This is a genomic window from Inhella sp. (assembly GCF_041912635.1).
In the GTDB taxonomy this organism is placed as follows: domain Bacteria; phylum Pseudomonadota; class Gammaproteobacteria; order Burkholderiales; family Burkholderiaceae_C; genus Inhella.
Genome location: NZ_JAYRMO010000010.1, coordinates 33,572 through 53,170 on the forward strand (window position 1 = coordinate 33,572; position 19,599 = coordinate 53,170).

The following is a 19,599-nucleotide window of genomic DNA, read 5'->3' on the forward strand; positions in this document are numbered from 1 at the left end:
TGGGGGTGCGGGGGGGCCCGCCCCCGCCGCCCCCCGCGGCCGGCTGGGCCTTGAGCCGGTCGAAGGGAATGCCGGCACCGCAATCGACACACTCGCCGTAGGTGCCGGCGCGCAGGCGCAGCAGGGCTTCGCCGAGCTCGCGCTCCTCCACCATCAGGCGATCGGCACGCTCCAGCGCCACCTCCCGGTCGCCCTCATGTTCGCGCGGGGCATCGGGGTCGTCGCTCAGCAATTCGGCGGCCTGCTGGACGCGCCCGCCCGCGTCGGGCGGCGCTTGGCGCTGCAGCTCGCGGTGCATCTGCACCAGCTCGGATTCCAGCAGCGCACGCTGGGCGGGGGTCAGACTCGAACTCATGGTGAAGCCTCCTAGCTGGGCTGGATGCTCTCAGGGGCAGGGGCGGCCCGTCTTGTGCCAGGTCAAGGCCGATGGCTGCGCGTCGCCTTCCCGGCGATCGTTGCACACAAACAACAACCAAAATTCATCACTTAACAGTTGTTCGGTGATTTTGCCGGCTGTTAAATGCATTATGAGCGCAACTTTTTGCAATTGAACGCGGCTCGGATCGAACGCCAAGAGTCATGGCGTTACTCCCGACACGGGTCCTCCACCCCCTCTCCCAGAATCCGGCCCGCTCGTACGGGCGGCCATGAGCAGCCCTCAGCCAGACCGGAGCACCTCACCCCAGGTGCTCTTTTTGTTTTCTTGGAGATCGCATGTTTAAGCACTCGAAGCTGGCGGTTGCCGCCTTGATCGCCACGGGCAGCCTGTCGGCCCTGGCTCAGTCCGATTCGCCGGCGCAACTGGAACGCATCGAAATCACCGGTTCCAGCATCAAGCGCATCGCCAGCGAAGGCGCATTGCCGGTGCAAACGCTGACGGCCGAGCAGATTCGCGCCACCGGCGCCACCAACGTGGCCGACGTGATCCAGCGCCTGCCCTCGATGCAGGGCTTCCAGGTGGCCGACATCGCCATCGGCACCAACTCGGGCGGCATCTCCACTGCTTCGATCCACGACATCGGCGCCTCGTACACCCTGGTGCTGCTGAATGGCCGCCGCATCGCCCCGACGGGTTCGGGCAGCACCATCAACCTGAACGCCATCCCGATGAGCGCCATCGAGCGCATCGAGATCCTGACCGACGGTGCCTCGGCCCTGTACGGCTCGGACGCCATCGCCGGCGTGGTGAACTTCGTGCTCAAGCGCAATGCCAAGGGCGGCGAAATCACCGTGCAGGCCGACGTGCCCACCGAAGGCGGCGGCGAATCCGCCAACGCCAGCATCAGCTACGGCTTCGGCGACATCGCCCAGGACCGCTTCTCGCTCGTGGCCACCTACCGCCGCGACCAGCAGAAGCAGATGAAGTCGGGCGACCGCGAATTCGCCAAAACGGCCTACGTCCCGTTCACCTGGGAAGGCAAGCAGTACATCTACGACCGCACCAGCACCAGTGCCATTCCGGCCAATGCCTCGGTCACCTTCAATACGCCGGCTGGCAAGACCGCCCTGCCCACCTACGCCTTCAACCCCTACCAGAAGGCCAACGGTGGCAAGTGCGCCGAGAACAACGTCTACAGCCTGGCCAATGCGTCCAGCGCCACTTCGGTGGCCGAAAACTGCGCGTTCGACTTCGTCAGCACGATCGACATCTACCCCGAGCAGACGCGTGACGCCTTCTTCCTGTCGGGCCAGCTCAAGGTCACCGACAACGTGCGCCTGTTCACCGATGCGGCCTACACCCGCCTGGACCTGATCGCCCGTATCGCGCCGAATCCGATCCCGGTGGCCATCCCCACCAGCTCGCCGCTGTACACCCAGTACGTGCTGCCCTACCTGAACGCCGAGCAGGCCAGCCGCGTGCGCGCCGTCACGGCCAACTACCGCGCGGTCGACTTCGGCACCCGCGACTCCCAGACCATCACCGACTCCAAGCACGTCGTGCTGGGTGCCGACGCCGACATCGGCAACTGGAACATGAGCGGCGCCTTCACCTGGTCGCAGAACTCGATCGACGAGCGCTACATCAACGGCTACTTCAAGGATGCCGAATTCCGCTCGATGGTCGCGGCCAATGCCTTTGACCCGTTCAAGATGCCGGGTCAGCAGTCGGCCGCCACCAACACCCTGATCGCCAACTCGATCTACAACGGCACCATCCGCACCGCCGACACCACGCTCAAGGCCGCGGACTTCCGCGTCTCCGGCGAGCTGTTCGACCTGCCGGCAGGCCCGGTGGCACTGGGTGCCGGTGGCGACTTCCGTAACCTGCACTACAAGCAGGATCCTTCCGCCGACGCCCTGGCCGGCAAGATCTACAACTACGCACCGGCCACCGCGTATGACATGGACCGTGACAGCTACGGTGTGTTCACCGAGCTGCTGGTGCCCGTCACCAAGAGCTTCGAGCTGACCACCGCCCTGCGTTACGACACCATCAAGGCCGTCAACGACGCCGTCAAGAACCGCACGGTGGGCAAGGACGAGAGCTCCAGCACCTACAAGGTGTCGGGCCGCTACCAGTTCAGCAAGGAAGTGCTGGTGCGTGGCTCTTACGGCACGGGCTTCAAGGCGCCCTCGATGCTGGACATCGCCCAGCCCCTGGTGCCCAACGGCGTGACTGCTGCGAGCTACGAGTGCCCGGCCCCGCTGCGCGGCGAAGACGCTGACGCCTGCAAGGCCGGCAAGCTGCAGTACAGCCAGCTGAGCGGCGGCAACGAGAACCTGAAGCCCGAGAAATCCAAGCAGGGCACCTTCGGTGTGCGCTTCGAGCCCACCAGCGACTTCGGCATCGGCTTCGACTTCTGGCAGGTCAAGATCCGTGATGCCGTTTCGGGCGTCAGCGCCAACCTGGCCTTCTCTGACGCGGCCAAGTACCGCAGCCTGTTCACGAAGTACAAGACCCCGGCCGAGACTCAGAACTACTGGACCTTCATCAGTTCGTCCACCAACATCGGCAAGACCATTAACCGTGGTATCGATTGGGACGTGGTGTCGCGCTTCAAGACCGATCTGGGCCAGCTGACCCTGGGCATGACGGGCACGTACATGATCAAGAGCTCCTACACCCGCCCCGGCACGGACAACGACTTCACCGACAGCATGGGCCGCTACGGCGAGAACTCGGCGGTGACCTTCCGCAACATCATGCGTGCCACGGCCAAGCTGGAATCCGGTGCATTCAGCAACACCCTGACGCTGAACTACCGCTCGGACTACAAGGACATCACCACCACCGTGCGTGATGTGGCCACCAACCGCAATGTGCTGCTGTCGGTGGATGTGCCCGAGTACTACACCTGGGACTGGCAAGGCAGCTACCGCTACAGCAAGGCCCTGGAGCTGCGCTTGGGCGTGAAGAACATCGGCAACAAGGCGCCCCCGTTCACCCTGCGTGACTCCTCGGGTCACCAGGTGGGCTACGACCCGCGATACGCCGATCCGAAGCTGCGCACCGTGCAGTTCACGGGCACCTACAAGTTCTGATCGAGCGATCAGCACAACCCGAAAAGGCCGGCTCTGCCGGCCTTTTTTCTTGTGCGTCGCGCGGCAGACTGAAGCCTTCGGTCGGCATGGAGCGCGCTCGAAGTCGGCCGCCTCGGAGCCGCCCTTCTTCAGGCCGCCCCTGCGAGAGAATGCTGCCCTTCTTCCCTGCGCCCCGGCCACGCGTGAACGACTCCCCCCTTGACGTCCTGGTGATTGGCGCCGGCCCCGCCGGCAGCGCCGCGGCGCGCTGCCTGGCCCTGGCGGGCCTGCGGGTGCAACTGGTGGATGCGCAGCCGATTGGGCGCGACAAGGTCTGCGGGGATGGCCTGATCCCCGACGCCCACCAGGCCCTGGCCCGATTGGGTCTGCTGGACATCGTGATGGCGCGTGCGCAAAGGGCCCAAGCCGTGGGCTGCATCGGCCCGCGCGGCGGCCGCATCGATGTGCCGGGCGCCCTGGCTGTGCTGCCACGCCAGCAATTGGACGAACTGATGGCCACGGCCGCCCTCGAAGCCGGCGCGCAGTTCCTGCAGGCGCGCTTTGAGGAGCCGCTGCTCGACCCGGACGGCCACGTGGTGGGCGCGCGCCTGCGCCAGGGCGATCAGCCCCTGGAGTTGCGTGCGCGCTGGACCCTGCTGGCCACCGGCGCCCAGCCGAAGGCCTTGCAGGCCGCCGGCCTGTGCACCCGCCACACGCCCAGCGGCGTGGCGCTACGCGGCTATGTGCGGGCACCTGGCCTGGTCGGGCAGATTCGTGCGCTCGAAGTGGTGTGGAACCAGGCCGTGCGCCCCGGCTATGGCTGGATCTTTCCGGCCCCGGAGGGCGTCTTCAATATCGGTGTCGGTGTCACCGATTCCCATTCAGCCTTGAACGGCAAGGGCAGCAAGAAGGCTCTCAATCTGCGCGCCATCTTCGACGCCTTCGTGGCCGCCTATGCACCGGCCCAGCGCCTGCTGGCCGAAGGCGAGTGGGTGGGCGAGCTCAAGGGGGCGCCGCTGCGCTGCTCGCTGAGCGGCGCGCAGTTCAGCCGCCCCGGCTTGATGGTGGTGGGTGAGGCTGCGGGCTCGACCTACTCGTTCACCGGCGAAGGCATTGGCAAGGCCATGCAGACGGCGCTGCTGGCGGCCGATGCGATCCTGGCTCGCCATGCGGATGAAGCCGCCACGCGCACCCAGTACGAAGCGGGCCTGGCCGCGCTGGCGCCGCGCTACCGGCTCTACGAGCGCGCCAACCGCGTCAATGCCTTCCCTTGGCTGGCCGATCTGCTGATCTGGCGCGCACAGCGCAGCCCGCGCCTGCTGCGGCGCATGAGCGGGGTGCTGGAGGAGACCAGCAACCCCGGCAACCTCGTCAGCTTCAAGGGCTTTGCCCGCCTCTTTCTCGAATAACGATGTGCCAGCTGATGGGCATGAATGCCAACGTCCCGACGGACGTGATGTTCAGCTTCGCCGGTCTGGCGCAGCGCGCCGAGGAGCACAAGGACGGCTTTGGCATCGCCTTCTTCGAGGACAAGGGCCTGCGCTTGTTCGTCGACCCCGCCAGCGCCCGCCACTCCGTGCTGGCCGAGGCCGTGCAGCGCTACCCGATCCACTCCGAAGTCGTGATCGCCCACATCCGCAAGGCCACCCAGGGCCGCGTGGCGTTGGAAAACACCCACCCCTTCCAGCGCGAGCTCTGGGGCCGCTACTGGGTGGCGGCGCACAACGGCAATCTGGTCGACTACCAGCCGCGCCTGCACGGCGCCTTCCGCCCGGTCGGCGACACCGACAGCGAGCGCGCCTTCTGCTGGCTGATGCAGGAGCTGGCCAAGGCACATTGCCAGGTGCCTTCGGTGGCGGAGCTGACGCTCACCCTGCGCGAGCTGCTGCCTGAGGTGGCGCGCTTCGGCACCCTCAATCTGCTGCTGTCCAACGGCCAGGCCTTGTGGGCGCATTGCTCCACGCATCTTCACATGCTGGAACGCCGCCACCCCTTCGGCACCACCCATCTGGCGGACGCCGACCTCAGCGTGGACTTTGCCGCCCACACGCGCGAGACCGACCGGGTGGCCCTGCTGGCCACCCAGCCGCTGACGCGGGGCGAGCCCTGGCAGGCCCTGGCCCCTGGCGAGCTGGTGGTGCTGCAGGGCGGTCAGCGCATCGCGTGAACGTTCTGCCATTCACGCGCGCGCAGCCACCATCCACCCGGTCTGCCCTGCCACTCACCCGCCCCAGCCTGGGCCCAGCCGCTGGGGCTTCCTAGAGTGGCCTCATGAACCGCACGCCGCCCACCCGCTCATTGGCTGAAGGCAATCGCCTGCAGCGCGTCTACCACCGCTGGGCCCAGCCCCATTACGCCCGCATGGCGCCCGATCTGCGCGAGCAGGTCGAGGCCATCGACCGCCATCTGTACAGCCGGCAGGGCCTCGGCACCTGGCTGGGCGTGGCGGGTGCACTTGCGGGCACCGTGCTGGGCCTCCACGCCATCGGCATGGGCTGGGTCGCGGCCTGCGGTTTCGCGCTGCTGGGCTGGGGGCTGCTGCTGGCCATGGGCTTGAACTTGTGGCTGCAGCCGGACAAGATCTCCAAGGCCTTTGGTTCGGTGCGTCGGATGGGTCTGATGCTGCTCTTGGCGCTATCCGGGGCCCTGGTCGGCAGCCTGTTTGGGCATGCGCTCAAGCGGGGCCGCTTCGACTGGGCGGACTACCAGCTTCTGTTCGCCAACAAGCTGACCAGCTTCATACCGGGCATGGCCCTGGGCATGCTGGGAGCCTTTCTGGTGCTGTGGAGTGTGGCGCGCGTGCGCAGCGGCGTGCTGCAGGGCCAGCGCGACCGCGCCCGCCTGGAGGCCGAACGCGACACCGCCGCCGCCCAGGCCCGCCAGGCCGAGCTGCGCCTGTTGCAGGCGCAGATTCACCCGCACTTCGTCTTCAACACCCTGGCCGCGCTGCAGCACTGGGTGGACAAGGGCGATGGCCGCGCCGGCCCGCTGCTGCGCGAGCTGACGGGCTTCCTGCGCCGCTCCACCGAGATGCTGGGCCGCCCGCTGGTTCCGCTGGGCGAAGAACTGGCCAGCGTGCGGCACTACCTGTCGATCATGAAGGCCCGCTGGGGCGCACGGCTGCGCTACGAACTGACGCTCGAACCCACGCTGGACGCCGAGCCCATCCCCCCGGGCCTGCTGCTGACCTTGGTGGAGAACGCCATCGAACATGGCTTGGCGCCGCGCCTGGACGGCGGCTGCATCCAGGTCTGCAGCCAGCGCCTGCACGATGGCTGGTGCCTGGTGGTGGCAGATGACGGTGCCGGCCTGCCCGCCGCTTGGCAGGAGGGCGTAGGCCTGAGCAATGTGCGCCAGCGCCTGACCCATCACTTCGGGCCGCGTGCCCAACTGCATGTGACGGCGGCCCAGCCCGGCTGCCGTGCCGAACTCAAGGTGACGCCATGAACATCCTGATTGCCGACGACGAAGACGCCCCGCGCGAACAGCTGGCCGAGGCGCTCGCCCAGGTCTGGCCCGAAGCCCGCATCGTGGCCAGCGCCCGCCATGGCGCCGATGCCTGGGACCAATGGCTGGAACACGAGCCCGACGTCTGCTTTCTCGACATCCGCATGCCCGGGCTGACGGGCATCGAAGTCGCCCAACGTATCAACGGGCGCACGCCGGTGGTCTTCGTCACCGCCTATGGCGACCACGCACTCGCGGCCTTTGATGCTGGTGCGGTGGACTATCTGCTCAAGCCCCTGGACCCCGAGCGCCTGGCGCAGGCGGTGGCGCGCCTGAGGCAGCGCCAGCAACAGCCCGCCCCCGCGGCCCAGGCCGACGCCCTGCAAGGCCTGCTGGCCCGGCTGGCGCAGGATCTACACCGCCCCCCGTTGCCCGAGCACATCCAGGCCAGCGTGGGCAAGGAGGTGCGCCTGATCCGCCTGGCCGACGTCGTCTACTTCGAGGCCGACGCACGCTACACCCGCGTGGTCTACCGCCAGGCGGGCGAGGACGCCGACGCCCTGATCCGCACGCCGCTGAAAGACCTGCTGGTGCAGCTGGACCCGCGCGAGTTCACCCAGGTGCACCGATCGGTCATCGTGCGCAGCAACGCCATGGCCAGCGCGGTGCGCGAAGAGAACGGCAGCATGCATCTGCGCCTGCACGGCCGCCCCGAGAAGCTGCCGGTCTCGCGCCAGTTTCAGGCCCTGTTCAAGGGCCAGTGATGCGCGGCGGCCCGCCGTTCATGCGGGCCGGCCGTGCACTCGCCGCGCCAACGGCGGCCGCACCGCCCCCGCTGCCTAGACTGCCGGCCATGAACAGCCCCGCCAAGCCCTGGTATCGCGACTGGACCCAATGGGTCTGCCCCGGCCCGAGCCGCGTCTTCAGCGCAGCCGAGCTGGCCCGCGGCGGCCAGCAGCCCTGGCCGCCCGGCATCGACGGCTACATCTACGCAAACGTGCTGGTGCTGGCGCTCCTCAACATCGGCCGCATGCCGCCCTGGGCCCTGCCGCTGGGCCTGGGCGTGCTGCTGGCCCTGTGCTGGGCGGCCCTGCGCATGGCGCGGGCCATCTGGGTGCAACCCACGCGCAAACGCTTGAACATGGGCATCGCCGCGGCGGCCTTCAGCTTCGGCCTGGGCGGCTTTGTCCTGATGAAAGCCCTGGGGCGCGACCACGCGATCCTGCCCTTCATGGGCCTGTTGGCGATGTTCGTGCTAGCCACATCGTCCTGGTGGTTCCTGAGCCTCTACCGCTCGCAACAGATCGAGGCCCGGCTGCAGGAACTGGATGCGCAGGACGAGCAATTGCGCCTCAGCCGCCGGCTCGCCACCGCGCAAATCCACCCGCACTTCATCTTCAACACCTTGGCCTCGCTGACCCAGTGGGTCGAGACCCAGGACCCGCGCGCCGCCCCGCTGCTGCAGGACTTCAACGCCTACCTGCGCGCCACACTGCCGATGTTTGAGCGCGAGGCGCAGGCCCTGCGCGAAGAGCTGGAACTGGTGCGCCGCTACCTGGCCATCATGCAGGCGCGGCTGGGCGAGCGCCTGACCTGGGCGCTGGACCACGACCCCGCGCTGGACGAATTGCCTCTGCCACCCGGCAGCCTGCTGACCCTGGTGGAGAACGCCATCACCCATGGCATCGAGCCCGCACTGCGCGGCGGCCGCATCGAGATCCAGACCCGCCGCCGGGCCGATGGCCGGGCGGAACTGAGCGTGCGCGACAACGGCGAAGGTCCGCCCGAGAGCGTCCAGGAAGGCCTGGGCCTGAGCAACACCCGCGCCCGTCTGCAGGCCCTGGCCGGCCCAGTGGCCGAACTGCGGCTTGCGCCCCTGCAACCCCAGGGCTGCGAGGCCCGCATGCTGCTGCCCCTGCCATGACACCCAGCCCCCGCCTGCTGATTGCCGACGACGAACAAGCCCCGCGCGAGCACCTGCGCCGCCTGCTGGCCCAGCACTGGCCCCAGGCCGAGCTGGTGGCCGAATGCGCCAATGGCGTGGACGCCTGGGACGAGGCCCTGGCCCAGGAGCCCACCGTCTGCTTTCTGGACATCCGCATGCCCGGCTTGACCGGCCTGCAGGTGGCGCAGCGCCTGGGCCAGCTGTCCCAGCCCCCGCAGGTGGTGTTCGTCACCGCCTACAACGACCATGCCCTGGCCGCCTTCGAGGCCGGCGCGCTCGACTACCTGGTCAAGCCGCTGGATGCCGAGCGCCTGCAGCGCGCTCTGGTGCGGGTGCAGCAGCGCTTGCAACTGGCCGCCCCGGCCCCGGATCTGCAGGCCCTGCTGCAGCAACTGCTGCCACGGCGCGGTGCGCCGCGGCCTATCCAGGCCAGCGTGGGCAAGGAAGTGCGGCTGATCCCGCCGGATGAGGTCGTCTACTTTGAAAGCGATGCGCGCTACACCCGCGTCGTCACCGCCGATACCGAGGCTCTTATCCGCACGCCGCTGAAGGAGCTCATCGCCAGCCTGGATCCCGACCAGTTCTGGCAGGTGCACCGCTCCATCCTGGTGAACAGCCGCTGCATCGCCAGCGCGCTGCGCGTGGACGAGAACAACATGCTGCTCAGCCTGCGCGGCCGCAATGAAAAACTGCCGGTCTCCCGGCAGTTTCAAGCGCTGTTCAAGGGGCAGTAGGCCCCCGGCTTCAGCGGCGACGCGCGGCCGCCACGCCCAACAGCCCCAGCAAGCCCAGCATCAGACCGCCCGGCTCGGGTACCTTGCCACCCCCACCGCCGGGGGTACCGCCAGGAGGCGGCGGGAAGGGGTCGCCCTCCGGATTGGGAGGATCCTTCGGGTCGAAGGGAGGCGGCGGCGGCAGCGGATCGGGATCCGGGCCGAACGGAGGAGGCGGAGGTGGGGGCGGGTTGCCGCCGCCACCGGGAGGCATACCGCCGCCACCGCCGGGAGGCATACCGCCGCCACCGCCGGGAGGCGTACCGCCACCACCACCGGGAGGCGTACCGCCACCACCACCGGGAGGCGTGCCACCGCCACCACCGGGAGGCGTGCCGCCACCACCGCCGGGAGGCGTGCCACCACCACCGCCAGGAGGCGTGCCACCACCACCGCCAGGAGGCGTGCCACCGCCACCACCGGGAGGCGTGCCACCGCCACCACCGGGAGGCGTGCCACCGCCACCACCGGGAGGCGTGCCACCGCCACCGCCGGGAGGCGTGTCGGGCGAATCGGGTGTGTCTGGCGGCAGGGGCGGCAAGGGCTCGGGCTTGGGAGGCGCGGGCGGGTTGGGCAGCAGCGTCGGCGGCTGCGGCACTTCAGGCGGCACCGGCCCAGGTGTGGGCGTCCCGGGCGGCACCGGCTCGGGTGTGGGCTGCGATTGCGAGGGCAGTCGGGTCGGCAGATCCGGTTGTGGCCAGAAGATCGGCAGGGCGGGGCTGCTGGGGTCGCTGAGTTGGTTGAAGCTCGGGCCGGCGGGCACGAGCCCGGCGGGTCGGCTGTGCGGGCCCAATTCAGAGCCCTCAGGGGCACTGGCCAGGCTGTCGAAACTGGCACCCGCCAGCGGCTGGTCGCCGCCCGCACCCGGAGCTTCGAACTCAAGCGGTGCGTCGCCGTCGAGCGCGGCGGCCAGCACCATCGGCTCTTCTTCTGCGGCACCGGCAATCGGCTCCAGCTGGTTGCGCACGATGCGGCTGAGGTTGCGGCACACCGTCGGCACGATCAGGCAATGGCCGTCCTGGCAGTACACCAGCCCGCGTTCCTGATGCGTGTCGCTCCAGCGCTGGCGGCTCACGGTCTTGCAGACCTGGCCACTGCCGAAGTGCATGTCGCTGATGTCAGCGTTGTAGGTCGACTTGCCCAGGATGGCGCCGCGCGTGATGAGCGCGATTTCGTCGTACTCGCGCTTGGCCATGCGTGCCTTCAGCTTGGCCCGGGTGGCTTGCGGAATGTCCTGGTAGCGGTCCACGGCCGCAATCAGATCCCCGGTGAAGGGATTGGCCCCTGGACGATTCCAGGAGCAGTGCGGCAGCGTGGCGGTGGAAGTGCTGGCAGCCAGGGCCAGCGCGGCAAGGAGGGACATGGTGACGGTGCGCGCGCCCCCGCAAGGGGGCAATGGGAGCGGACTCTAGGGGCCACCCTTCGCGCGAGCCGGGAACAAAGTCACACCTGCACACACTTCCCGACAATCTGCCACCCGATCACGGGGGTGCCGTTCCGGCGCTCACTGCTGGAGAGACGGCAAAAAAAAGCCCGGCGGGTGCCGGGCGTTTTCAGCGAACCGGCCCGCAGGCCGGAGCGCTTCACTTCAGGTGGCTGCTGATCAGCTTGGTCATCTCGAACATATCGGCCTTGGCCTTGCCGAAGATTTCCTTCAGCTTGGCATCGGCCACGATGACGCGCTTCTGCACGGCATCTTGCAGCTTGTTCTTCTTGATGTACTCCCACACCTTCTTGGTGATCTCGGTGCGGGGCAGCGGCTTGTCACCCACGATGGCCGCCAGCGCGGCGCTGGGGGTCAGCGCCTTCATGAAGGCGGCATTGGGGGTGCGCTTCTTCGCCGGAGCAGCGGCCTTCTTGGCCGGAGCGGCGGCCTTCTTGGCGGGTGCAGCCTTCTTGGCCGGGGCCGCCTTCTTTGCGGGAGCGGCGGCCTTCTTGGCCGGAGCCGCCTTCTTCGCGGGCGCGGCCTTCTTGGCCGGGGCCGCCTTCTTCGCAGTTGCCATGTAATTCTCTCCGTGCGTTGAGGGGATTGCCGGGCCGGGTGAAGGTCGTGGATTCGCCTTCAAATTCTCTCTAGCACCGAGCGGCCGCAATCGTACTGCGCGCCTCTATGAAATTGAAAGGCTTTCATAGGGAAATGATGCTCAGAAACCCTTGGATGTCTGCGCGAGGTCAACCGGCCCGTCATCGCATCGGCAACTTCGGGGCGGTGCGCACGCTCAGCACCATGGTCACGGCCAGGATGCCCACCACCACGCCGAGCGACGCCACCACCGGGATCTTGACCAGGTCGATCAGCATCATCTTGGTGCCGATGAAGGCGAGGATCACCGCCAATCCGTAGCTGAGCAAATGGAACTTGGCCGCCACGGCGGCGAGCAGGAAGTACATCGCCCGCAGGCCCAGGATGGCGAACACATTGCTGGTTAGCACGATGAAGGGATCGAGCGTGATGGCAAAGATGGCCGGGATGGAGTCGACGGCGAAGATCACATCCGTCACGCCCACCAGGCACACCACCATCAGCAGCGGCGTGGCGATGCGCTTGCCGTTTTCCACGGTGAAGAACTGCTCGCCGTCAAAGCTCTTGCTGACCGGCATCAGGCGACGCAGCAGTTTCAGAGCAGGGTTGTCCTCCAGGTCCGGCTCCTTGCCGGCCGCCCACCACATCTTGACGCCTGTGAGCAGCAGAAAGGCGCCAAAGACATAGAGGATCCAGTGGAACTGCTGCAGCAACCAGCCACCGGCCAGGATCATCAAGGTCCGCAGCACGATGGCGCCGATGATGCCGATCATCAGCACCCGCTTCTGGTAGGCCGCCGGCACCGCGAAGTAGGTGAAGATCATCAGGAAGACAAAGATGTTGTCCACCGCCAGCGACTTTTCGATCAGGTAGCCGGTAAGGAACTCCAGCGCCTTGGTGTTGGCCAGGGCCACATCGCCCGTGGTGTCTTTCACCGCCCACCAGAACAGGGCGTTGAAGGCGAAGGACACCGCCACCCAAACCACCGACCAGCGCAGCGCTTCGCGCACGCCTACTTCATGTGCGCCCTGCTTCTTGAGGACGACGAAGTCGATGAACAGCGCGACCAGGACGGTCGCCACGAAGAATCCCCACAGCCACAGGGGCGCAATGGTGTGCATGCGTCACTCCAACAAGACCTGAAGCCGGCCCACTGGGGCCGGAACGTTTCGAAAGGTCTTGCGGGGACGGTGGTGAACCACCGGCTGCGCGTCCCGGGTCTGCCGCGGGCAGACCGTCTTGACGGGATCACGCCATGCCGGCATTGCACCGGCACGTGGCTACTCCCCTCTCGAAGCGGGACGCATTGTGCCAAAGCCACCATTGCCCACAGACAGCAGCGGGCTATGCTGGCGCGATGAATTGGTTGTTGCGCTGGATCCTGCTCGCCGCCGCCCTGCTGGGCGTGGCCCATCTGTACCCAGGCGTGCAAGTGGGCAGCTTCGGCAGCGCCCTGATTGCCGCGGCCGTGCTGGGCCTCTTCAACGCCTTGCTGCGGCCCTTGCTGGTGCTGCTGACCCTGCCCGTCACCCTGCTGACCCTGGGTCTGTTTCTGTTCGTCATCAACGCCGCGCTCTTCTGGTCTGCAGCGGCGGTCCTGGATGGCTTTGCGGTGCAGGGCTTCGGCGCAGCCTTGATTGGCTCGCTGATTTACAGCCTGCTCGGGCTGTTGATCGACCTGCTGCTCTCCAAGCGCAGCTGAGTCATTCCGCCTCGGGCGGTACACCGCGCGGGTAGACCTCGCGCAAGAACTGGCGGCGCTCGTACAGCAGGGCGCGCAGTCGCGCATCGATGACCGACACCTCGATCGGATCGGCACCAGGGCCGCGCGACTGGCGCAAAGCCGCGCGCAGGCGGTCGATGGCCCCCACGGTGTCCCCCCGTGCGGCGTACGCCTCCGCATGGGCACGCAGGGCGCGCAGGGCTTGGCCCTGCAACTCCCACAGCCGCGCCGCTCGCGCCCAGGCACCTGGATCGCGAGGCTGCAGGGCCAGATGGGTCTGCAGGGCCTCCAAGGCCGCGGCCCGTTGCTCGGCCGGAGCGCCAGCCGCTGCCGCGGCCTGTGCGCGCAATTTCAGCAGCACCGGGTCACGTTCGGCCACCCAGGGCTGGAGCAGGGCCAACGCGGCCGCGCCATCGGCGGTCAGCGCTGCGCCTTCGGCTTGCAGCAGCACGAGCAGACGCTCCGCGCCCGCGCGTTCTGCTTCAGGCAATTCCGCCAGGCTGCGCCGCGCCGCCTGCACGGCGGCGTCGCCGCGAGCGCGTTGCCGCAGCTTGTAGGCAGCCAACGCCGCGCTGTAGCGCGCGGCCAATTGGGGCAGCACACCCGGCTCACGCCCGCCAGCGTCCAGCGCAGCAGCCTGTTGCAGCGCCTCGGCACGCTCATCCATCAGCACCCGGGCTCGGGCAGCCATCAAGGTGTGTTCTGCCAATCCCGCGGGCTGAGCGGTGCTGGCCTCCATGCTGACGCGCTGGCGCGCCTCGCCCACCCGTTCGCTGTTCAGCGGGTGGGTGCGCAAATACGGGAAGGCGCCCGAGTCCATCAGGCGCGTGGCCTGATCCAGGCGCTCGAACATTCGCACCATGCCCTGCGGCACGTAGCCCGCGCCGCTGAGCACGGCGTGCCCCACGCGGTCGGCCTCGCGCTCCATGTCGCGCGAGAACGAGAGGCGCTGGCGCTGCGCTTCCGTCTGCGCGGCTGACATCACCCCCAGACCGACATCCGGGCTGCCCGTCTTCGCGGCCGCCAGCACGCCGAGCAAGGTGCCCAGGATGGTGATGGCGGTGTTCTTGCCCTCGCCCGCGATGCCACGCGCGATGTGGCGTTGCGTGACGTGCGACAACTCGTGCGCCATCACGGACGCCAGCTCGTCGCGCTGGCCTGTCATCGCGATCAGGCCAAGATTGAAGACGAAGTAGCCCCCTGGCCAGGCCGACGCATTGATGACACGCTCACGCACCAGCAGGGTCTCCCACGCGAAGCGCTCCCACAACTCGTCACTGATATGACCTTGCTGGCGCGCCGACTGGATCAGCGGCTGCCAAAGCCGCTCCACATAGTCCTGCAGCAGGGGGTCGTCGAGCACAGATGGGTCCGAACGCGCCTGCGACATGATCCAGTCGCCATAACGACGCTCCTCGCCCAGGCCAACCTGCTCGGACACGGAGTCTCCGAGCGTGGGGAGCTGAATCGGATTGCTGCGGGGCGCCTCGGCATGGCCATTCAGGCTCAGTAGGCTCAGGGCAAGGGCCAGCGGACGCAGGCCTGACGGCATGGGGAGAGATCTCATGGCAGCAGCAACGCGGGCGTGACCGAAGCGGCCGACGCGACCGTCCTATCATCGCCGCCCCTTGTTGCTGTCACATTTCTCCGGCCATGAGCAATCCGCTGACGCACTTCGATGCCCAAGGCCAAGCCCATATGGTGGACGTGGCCGGTAAGGAAGCCACCCACCGTGTGGCACGGGCGTGCGGGGTGATCCGCATGCAGCCTGCCACCTTCACCCTGATCGCACAGGGTCAGGCCGCCAAGGGTGATGTGCTGGGCGTTGCCCGCATTGCCGCGATCCAAGGCGCCAAGCGCTGTGCGGATCTGGTACCGCTCTGTCACCCTCTGCCGCTCACGCGAGTCACGGTCGAGTTTGAGTTGGATGCGGTAGCAAGCCTGCTGCGCTGCGAAGCACAGGTCGAGACAGTCGGCCGCACGGGTGTCGAGATGGAAGCCTTGTGCGCGGTGCAGATAGGGCTGTTGACGATCTATGACATGTGCAAGGCGGTTGATCGGGGCATGGTGATCGATGCGGTGCGGGTGATGGAGAAGCGCGGGGGGAAGTCAGGAGACTGGGTGGCATCACCTTCGCGATGAGAACTGGGAAGGGGCAATCACGCGAGGCGCGCCCATGTGGCCGCGCCCCTTGTTACCAGGGTCTCCTATTTCCCTTCCTCGTGGTATTCGTCGTCCACGTTGATAGCCCAGATGCTTTGCTTGTCGCCGCCTCCCCGGACGATCGTCTCTGCCGCCAACTTAGCCGTCAGCATGGAGTGATCTTGATTGTTGTAGCGATGCATGCCGTTCCGGCCAATCAAGTACAGATTGCCGAGTCCGTCCAGCCACGTACGCAGCTCGTCGAAGCGCTGGTAGGCGGAGCCAAAGTAGCCGGGATAGGCCTTGGGCATTCGAATCACGGTGGCATCCAAGACTTCGCGGGCATCTGCCAAGCGGAGTTGCTGCATTTCCTGAATCGCCAACTGCCGCAGATCTTCATCAGACAAGGCCCACAACGAATCGTCATCCCGCGCGAAGAATTCGAGACCAACCCACACCGTACCCTCATCCCGCACCATGTAGGGGCTCCAATTGTTGAAGATCTGTAGCCGCCCGACTTTCACGCCCGGCTCCTGGATGTATATCCAGTTATCTGGCATGCAATGGGTCCGAGCGTCTTGACTGCCTGCGTTAGGCAGTAGCTTGCGGTACAGCAAACCTACGGTAATGAAGTCTCGGTACTCCAAGCCCTGACCGATTCCGAGAACCTCCTGAGGGGGTGCCGGTGTGAGTGCATTCACCAAGTCCCGTATCGGCATCGTCGAAATGAGGTTGTCACATTCCAAACGATGAATATGTCCCTGAGCATCACGCGCCAGTACTGCCTTGATAGTGGATTCCTCGCGCTCAATGCGCTCCACTGCCATTTGCCGCAGAACACGCCCTCCTTGGGCCTGCACCTTGTCGGCAGCCGTCTCCCACATTTGGCCGGGGCCGAATTTTGGATACAGAAAGTGCTCAATCAGCGATGTCTCCTTGGCTGCGGCTCGACCACCAAAGGCATTGCGCAGGGCATGCATCAGCGCCTTTGAAATGGAAAGACTCTTGACCCGTTGGGCGCCCCACGCCGCGCTGATTTCTTTGCAAGGCACGCCCCAAACCTTTTCTGTGTACTCCTTGAAAAAGGTCAAATAGAGCTGACGCCCAAACCGGTTGATAAAAAAGTCTTCCAAAGTTTGCTCTGGCCTGATCGGTCGTACAGCCGAATAGGCGTAGCTCGCACCCAAGCGCAAACAGCGCGAAGGACCAAGTTTGGCCGCCATATCAAGACCGGGTTTCAGGGGGTAATCGAACAATTTACCTCCCCAGTAAATGCGGGACAGGCGATTCCGAACCAGCATGACTTGGTCGTCACTCTCGCGCGCCGTGATCTCCGAAGCACCCAGTAGACGTTCGGCGCCCTGGTAGGCCAAACGTCGCGGCTCACCATCATTTGTACCGTCAGGCAGTGCCACCGGAAGCAAGGTTCTCCACCAATCCATCACCCAATCGGATTTCGAGAAGAATCGGTGCCCACCGATATCAATGCGATTGCCATGGTGATTCACCGTCTTGGAAAGTCCACCGATATCTGCAGTAGCCTCCAGCACGGTGACGTGGGATTGCCCGGCACGTTGTAGCTCAAGCGCCGCCGTCAGCCCTGCCGGTCCTGCTCCAATAATTAAATTCATAAACAGTCAGTTCTTGCGCGTGAACAGCAGTAGCTTTCGCAGCGAAAAATTGAAGACAAATACCAGACAGGTAGTAAAAGCTTTCGCAAGTCCGAGGGAGAGCGCCGGGGTAAGACAATTCAGCAGCACTTCCGTCAGCAGAAGGCCTGCCAGACCAATGATCAGAAACACCAAAAACTCGGCGCGATGATCGCGCACTCGCCGCTGGGAAAACGCCCAGCGAATGCTGAGGAAATAAACCACCACCAAGCCGAACATGAAACCAGCCGCTGCAGCCCACGTCAAAGCCAGGCCGAGTCGACTGAGCAGGAAGAGCAATCCCACGTCGACGGCCAGCGCGAGCGCGCTGGCGCTGCCGTAACGGACGAACTCCTTCAAGGCCGCCGAACCGAAGCCGACTCGCTTGGCCTCAATTGCGGTAGGCAGCGCAGTTGTGTAGATGGAAGGTGTAGAGGGGCTTTCCATTGGGGTCCTGGGCCGTCCATTCGGCAACCCAGCCTCGGGCCAGGCGTTTTTCAAAGATCAGGAAATCGGGCGCCAGTTTGGCGGTGCAGACAGTAGTGATCAGGGCTTCGCTCGGAAAACACGCACGAAAATCTTCATCCCCAGCGCCAGGCAAGGCGGCAATGACCTTGCATATCTGTTCTTGAAAAGAAATGCGCTCGAGCAGCCATGTTCGACGCCCATAGTCAATTGCGGTACCGCGGTTGAACAATAAGCCGGCCCCCTGTTCGTAGGAAACAAATGAGGCCCTGCGCAAAAGCGCCCAAGTCGGCAGTGCGCTGGGGTGCCAGTAGACCTGAGACTCAACCGGGATCAGGTGCCGCCAAGGATGTGGCCTATCGTAGTTTTCCTCGATGTAGCGAGTCCAACTTGGGCGGCGATCCCACTCGTTCGCGCCAATCGCTGCCGCCACCAACAAGCCGACAGCGGACACGATGGCAAAGCCACGGAATCGGCTCGCACGCTCGAGAAGGGCACCCGACAGAGGCAGCGACAGGGCGGGCGTGCTCAGCAGGAGGATGAGAAGCACAGCATGCGGCTGCCCAAGTGTCCGCAAGCCCGGCGTCCCTAGCGCGTCCAGGTTCACCAGCACGCCCTGGAGACTGCCGATGGCCGCCATCACAACGGAAACCGCAGCAGCCAATCGCAGCAGGTTCGGATTGGACGGCATCCATGCCCGAATGGACGCGTACAACCACAGCGCAGCCCAAATCAGCATGGGCCAGGTTTCCTCACTACGCGAATTGGCTCCGACGACTGCGGCCAACAGCGCCAGCCCTGCGACCCTGGCGGAGCCGTCCAAGCGCCACAGCGTCAAAACAACCGCAGGCAGACACAAGAGGGCAAGCATGTGAGCCAGCCAATGCACGCGCCAAAGCTGCAGTTGGACGATCAGTTGAATTCGCGCCCAGTCGCCCAGCACCAGGGATATGAGCACCAGCAGACCTGTTGCCAGCAACACGGCGGCCCACCACTGTCGGCGGAACGCGAGGTGTCGGTGGGCTGCAGCCAACACGAGGCCGTCTACCAACAGAGTCATGTAGTCCACCGCCCCCCAGCGCCCAACCAGCACGTGGCGACTGACCTTCTCGATCCATGACCACCACTCGGGGTCATATGTGCGCGTCAAGCCAGCGAACGGCTCCAACCCCAGCGCACCCAGCCCTAGCAACGGAATGACACCTGCCAGCGCCCAACTCCATCTCCAGTCATTCATGACGCCGCGCACCCACGCCACAGCGAGTACCGGCAGGGCCATCAGGGGATGTGCCAGCGCGCCGAGAACCCAACAGGCTGTCGAACCCACCCAGCGTCGCTCAGCGAGCAGCACGAGGCTCCATGCCAAGAGCGGCTCGGAAAAAGTGCGCGCAGTGACAAAGCGCTCCCCAAAGGCAAAGATGGCATGACCGCCATACAGGCGCTGCATCACGATCAGCAGCACAAAACCCATCCAAAGCTCACGCGGCTGGACGAAACGGGCAATCCACCGATATGCAGCTGCGAGCAATGCAATTTGAGCCGCAAGCAAGAGAGCAAACTGCCCTTTCGCAAGACCGAATGAGCGATAGATTTCACTCAGTATCCAGGAGGCGACGCTGTATCGGTCCTGGGATCCATGGACGAAAAACACGTCATGGATCAAGCCTTGCGGGTCAGACAAGAAAAGAGTCTGGCCTAGGTACAGCTGCGCGTCGTGGCGCAAACCCACATAGGGGCGCACCCACATATAGAGGGCGCTGCAGAGAAGGATGCCTACCAGCATCAGCTCTGGGCGTCGATGGCGCTTCAGGCCGCTGGATTTAAAGAACGTCATCAGCAGGAAGGGTGGGAAACTGTGGCTTCGTTTGAAGCGCTCACCGCGGTCGGAGCGGTTCTGTGCAGTTGCTGCCGTTGCGTGAGCCAACTTCCGGTTGGTTAGCTCGAAAGGCGCATCCGGCCGGCGGGCAAAT

17 protein-coding genes are annotated in these 19,599 nt (G+C 65.9%); 9 read left to right on the top strand and 8 right to left on the bottom strand.

All coding sequences use genetic code 11. The features are described 5' to 3' along the window. The coding region (locus tag ACE3QP_RS07780; RefSeq protein ID WP_374434946.1) for a TraR/DksA family transcriptional regulator at positions 1–355 on the bottom strand (355 nt) is incomplete at its 3' end. A gap of 359 nt (positions 356–714) precedes the next feature. Between ACE3QP_RS07780 and ACE3QP_RS07785 the strand changes: the two genes are divergently transcribed. From ACE3QP_RS07785 to ACE3QP_RS07815, 7 genes are all read left to right on the top strand, one after another. Next, positions 715–3,483, top strand: coding sequence for a TonB-dependent receptor (locus ACE3QP_RS07785; RefSeq protein ID WP_374434948.1), 2,769 nt, complete (start codon positions 715–717; stop codon positions 3,481–3,483). A gap of 182 nt (positions 3,484–3,665) precedes the next feature. Then, on the top strand, positions 3,666–4,871 hold the full coding sequence (locus ACE3QP_RS07790; protein ID WP_374434949.1) for an NAD(P)/FAD-dependent oxidoreductase: 1,206 nt from the start codon (positions 3,666–3,668) through the stop codon (positions 4,869–4,871). A 2-nt stretch (positions 4,872–4,873) separates the two neighbouring features. Beyond that, positions 4,874–5,629, top strand: coding sequence for a class II glutamine amidotransferase (locus ACE3QP_RS07795; protein WP_374434951.1), 756 nt, complete (start codon positions 4,874–4,876; stop codon positions 5,627–5,629). A gap of 104 nt (positions 5,630–5,733) precedes the next feature. After that, on the top strand, positions 5,734–6,909 hold the full coding sequence (locus tag ACE3QP_RS07800) for a sensor histidine kinase (RefSeq protein WP_374434952.1): 1,176 nt from the start codon (positions 5,734–5,736) through the stop codon (positions 6,907–6,909). Then, positions 6,906–7,673, top strand: a complete 768-nt coding sequence (locus tag ACE3QP_RS07805; protein ID WP_374434954.1) for a LytR/AlgR family response regulator transcription factor — start codon at positions 6,906–6,908, stop codon at positions 7,671–7,673. The genes ACE3QP_RS07800 and ACE3QP_RS07805 overlap by 4 nt, the downstream gene beginning before the upstream one ends. An 89-nt stretch (positions 7,674–7,762) precedes the next feature. Continuing rightward, positions 7,763–8,833 (top strand): sensor histidine kinase, encoded by a 1,071-nt coding sequence (locus ACE3QP_RS07810; protein ID WP_374434956.1) that lies wholly within the window; start codon positions 7,763–7,765, stop codon positions 8,831–8,833. Next, positions 8,830–9,588 (top strand): LytR/AlgR family response regulator transcription factor, encoded by a 759-nt coding sequence (locus ACE3QP_RS07815; protein WP_374434958.1) that lies wholly within the window; start codon positions 8,830–8,832, stop codon positions 9,586–9,588. The genes ACE3QP_RS07810 and ACE3QP_RS07815 overlap by 4 nt, the downstream gene beginning before the upstream one ends. A gap of 10 nt (positions 9,589–9,598) precedes the next feature. On the opposite strand, the gene ACE3QP_RS07820 is transcribed toward ACE3QP_RS07815, so the two are convergent. The 3 genes from ACE3QP_RS07820 to ACE3QP_RS07830 all read right to left on the bottom strand — a co-directional run bounded on the left by ACE3QP_RS07820 (position 9,599) and on the right by ACE3QP_RS07830 (position 12,771). Then, positions 9,599–10,990, bottom strand: a complete 1,392-nt coding sequence (locus tag ACE3QP_RS07820) for an MHFG family PEP-CTERM protein (protein ID WP_374434960.1) — start codon at positions 10,988–10,990, stop codon at positions 9,599–9,601. A gap of 220 nt (positions 10,991–11,210) precedes the next feature. Continuing rightward, positions 11,211–11,630, bottom strand: coding sequence for an SWIB/MDM2 domain-containing protein (locus ACE3QP_RS07825; protein ID WP_198112144.1), 420 nt, complete (start codon positions 11,628–11,630; stop codon positions 11,211–11,213). A gap of 181 nt (positions 11,631–11,811) precedes the next feature. Next, positions 11,812–12,771 (bottom strand): TerC family protein, encoded by a 960-nt coding sequence (locus ACE3QP_RS07830; protein WP_374434962.1) that lies wholly within the window; start codon positions 12,769–12,771, stop codon positions 11,812–11,814. A gap of 236 nt (positions 12,772–13,007) precedes the next feature. Here ACE3QP_RS07830 and ACE3QP_RS07835 point away from each other — a divergent pair, with 236 nt between their 5' ends. Continuing rightward, positions 13,008–13,352 (top strand): phage holin family protein, encoded by a 345-nt coding sequence (locus ACE3QP_RS07835; protein ID WP_374434965.1) that lies wholly within the window; start codon positions 13,008–13,010, stop codon positions 13,350–13,352. 1 nt (position 13,353) lies between these two features. Here ACE3QP_RS07835 and ACE3QP_RS07840 read toward each other — a convergent pair whose 3' ends face one another. Continuing rightward, positions 13,354–14,925: a M48 family metalloprotease gene (locus ACE3QP_RS07840; protein WP_374434967.1), complete on the bottom strand. Its 1,572-nt coding sequence runs from the start codon at positions 14,923–14,925 to the stop codon at positions 13,354–13,356. A 101-nt stretch (positions 14,926–15,026) separates the two neighbouring features. Between ACE3QP_RS07840 and moaC the strand changes: the two genes are divergently transcribed. Further along, on the top strand, positions 15,027–15,515 hold the full coding sequence (gene moaC / locus ACE3QP_RS07845) for a cyclic pyranopterin monophosphate synthase MoaC (RefSeq protein ID WP_374434969.1): 489 nt from the start codon (positions 15,027–15,029) through the stop codon (positions 15,513–15,515). Between the two features lie 65 nt (positions 15,516–15,580). Here moaC and ACE3QP_RS07850 read toward each other — a convergent pair whose 3' ends face one another. Genes ACE3QP_RS07850 through ACE3QP_RS07860 form a run of 3 tightly spaced genes read right to left on the bottom strand, consistent with a single transcriptional unit; the run spans position 15,581 to position 19,463 of the window. After that, positions 15,581–17,146, bottom strand: coding sequence for an NAD(P)/FAD-dependent oxidoreductase (locus tag ACE3QP_RS07850; protein WP_374434970.1), 1,566 nt, complete (start codon positions 17,144–17,146; stop codon positions 15,581–15,583). Positions 17,147–17,152: 6 nt separating this feature from the next. Further along, complete coding sequence (locus tag ACE3QP_RS07855) at positions 17,153–17,524, bottom strand: GtrA family protein (RefSeq protein ID WP_374434971.1); 372 nt, start codon at positions 17,522–17,524, stop codon at positions 17,153–17,155. 31 nt (positions 17,525–17,555) lie between these two features. Then, positions 17,556–19,463, bottom strand: a complete 1,908-nt coding sequence (locus ACE3QP_RS07860; protein ID WP_374434973.1) for a hypothetical protein — start codon at positions 19,461–19,463, stop codon at positions 17,556–17,558. Positions 19,464–19,599: the final 136 nt, after the last annotated feature.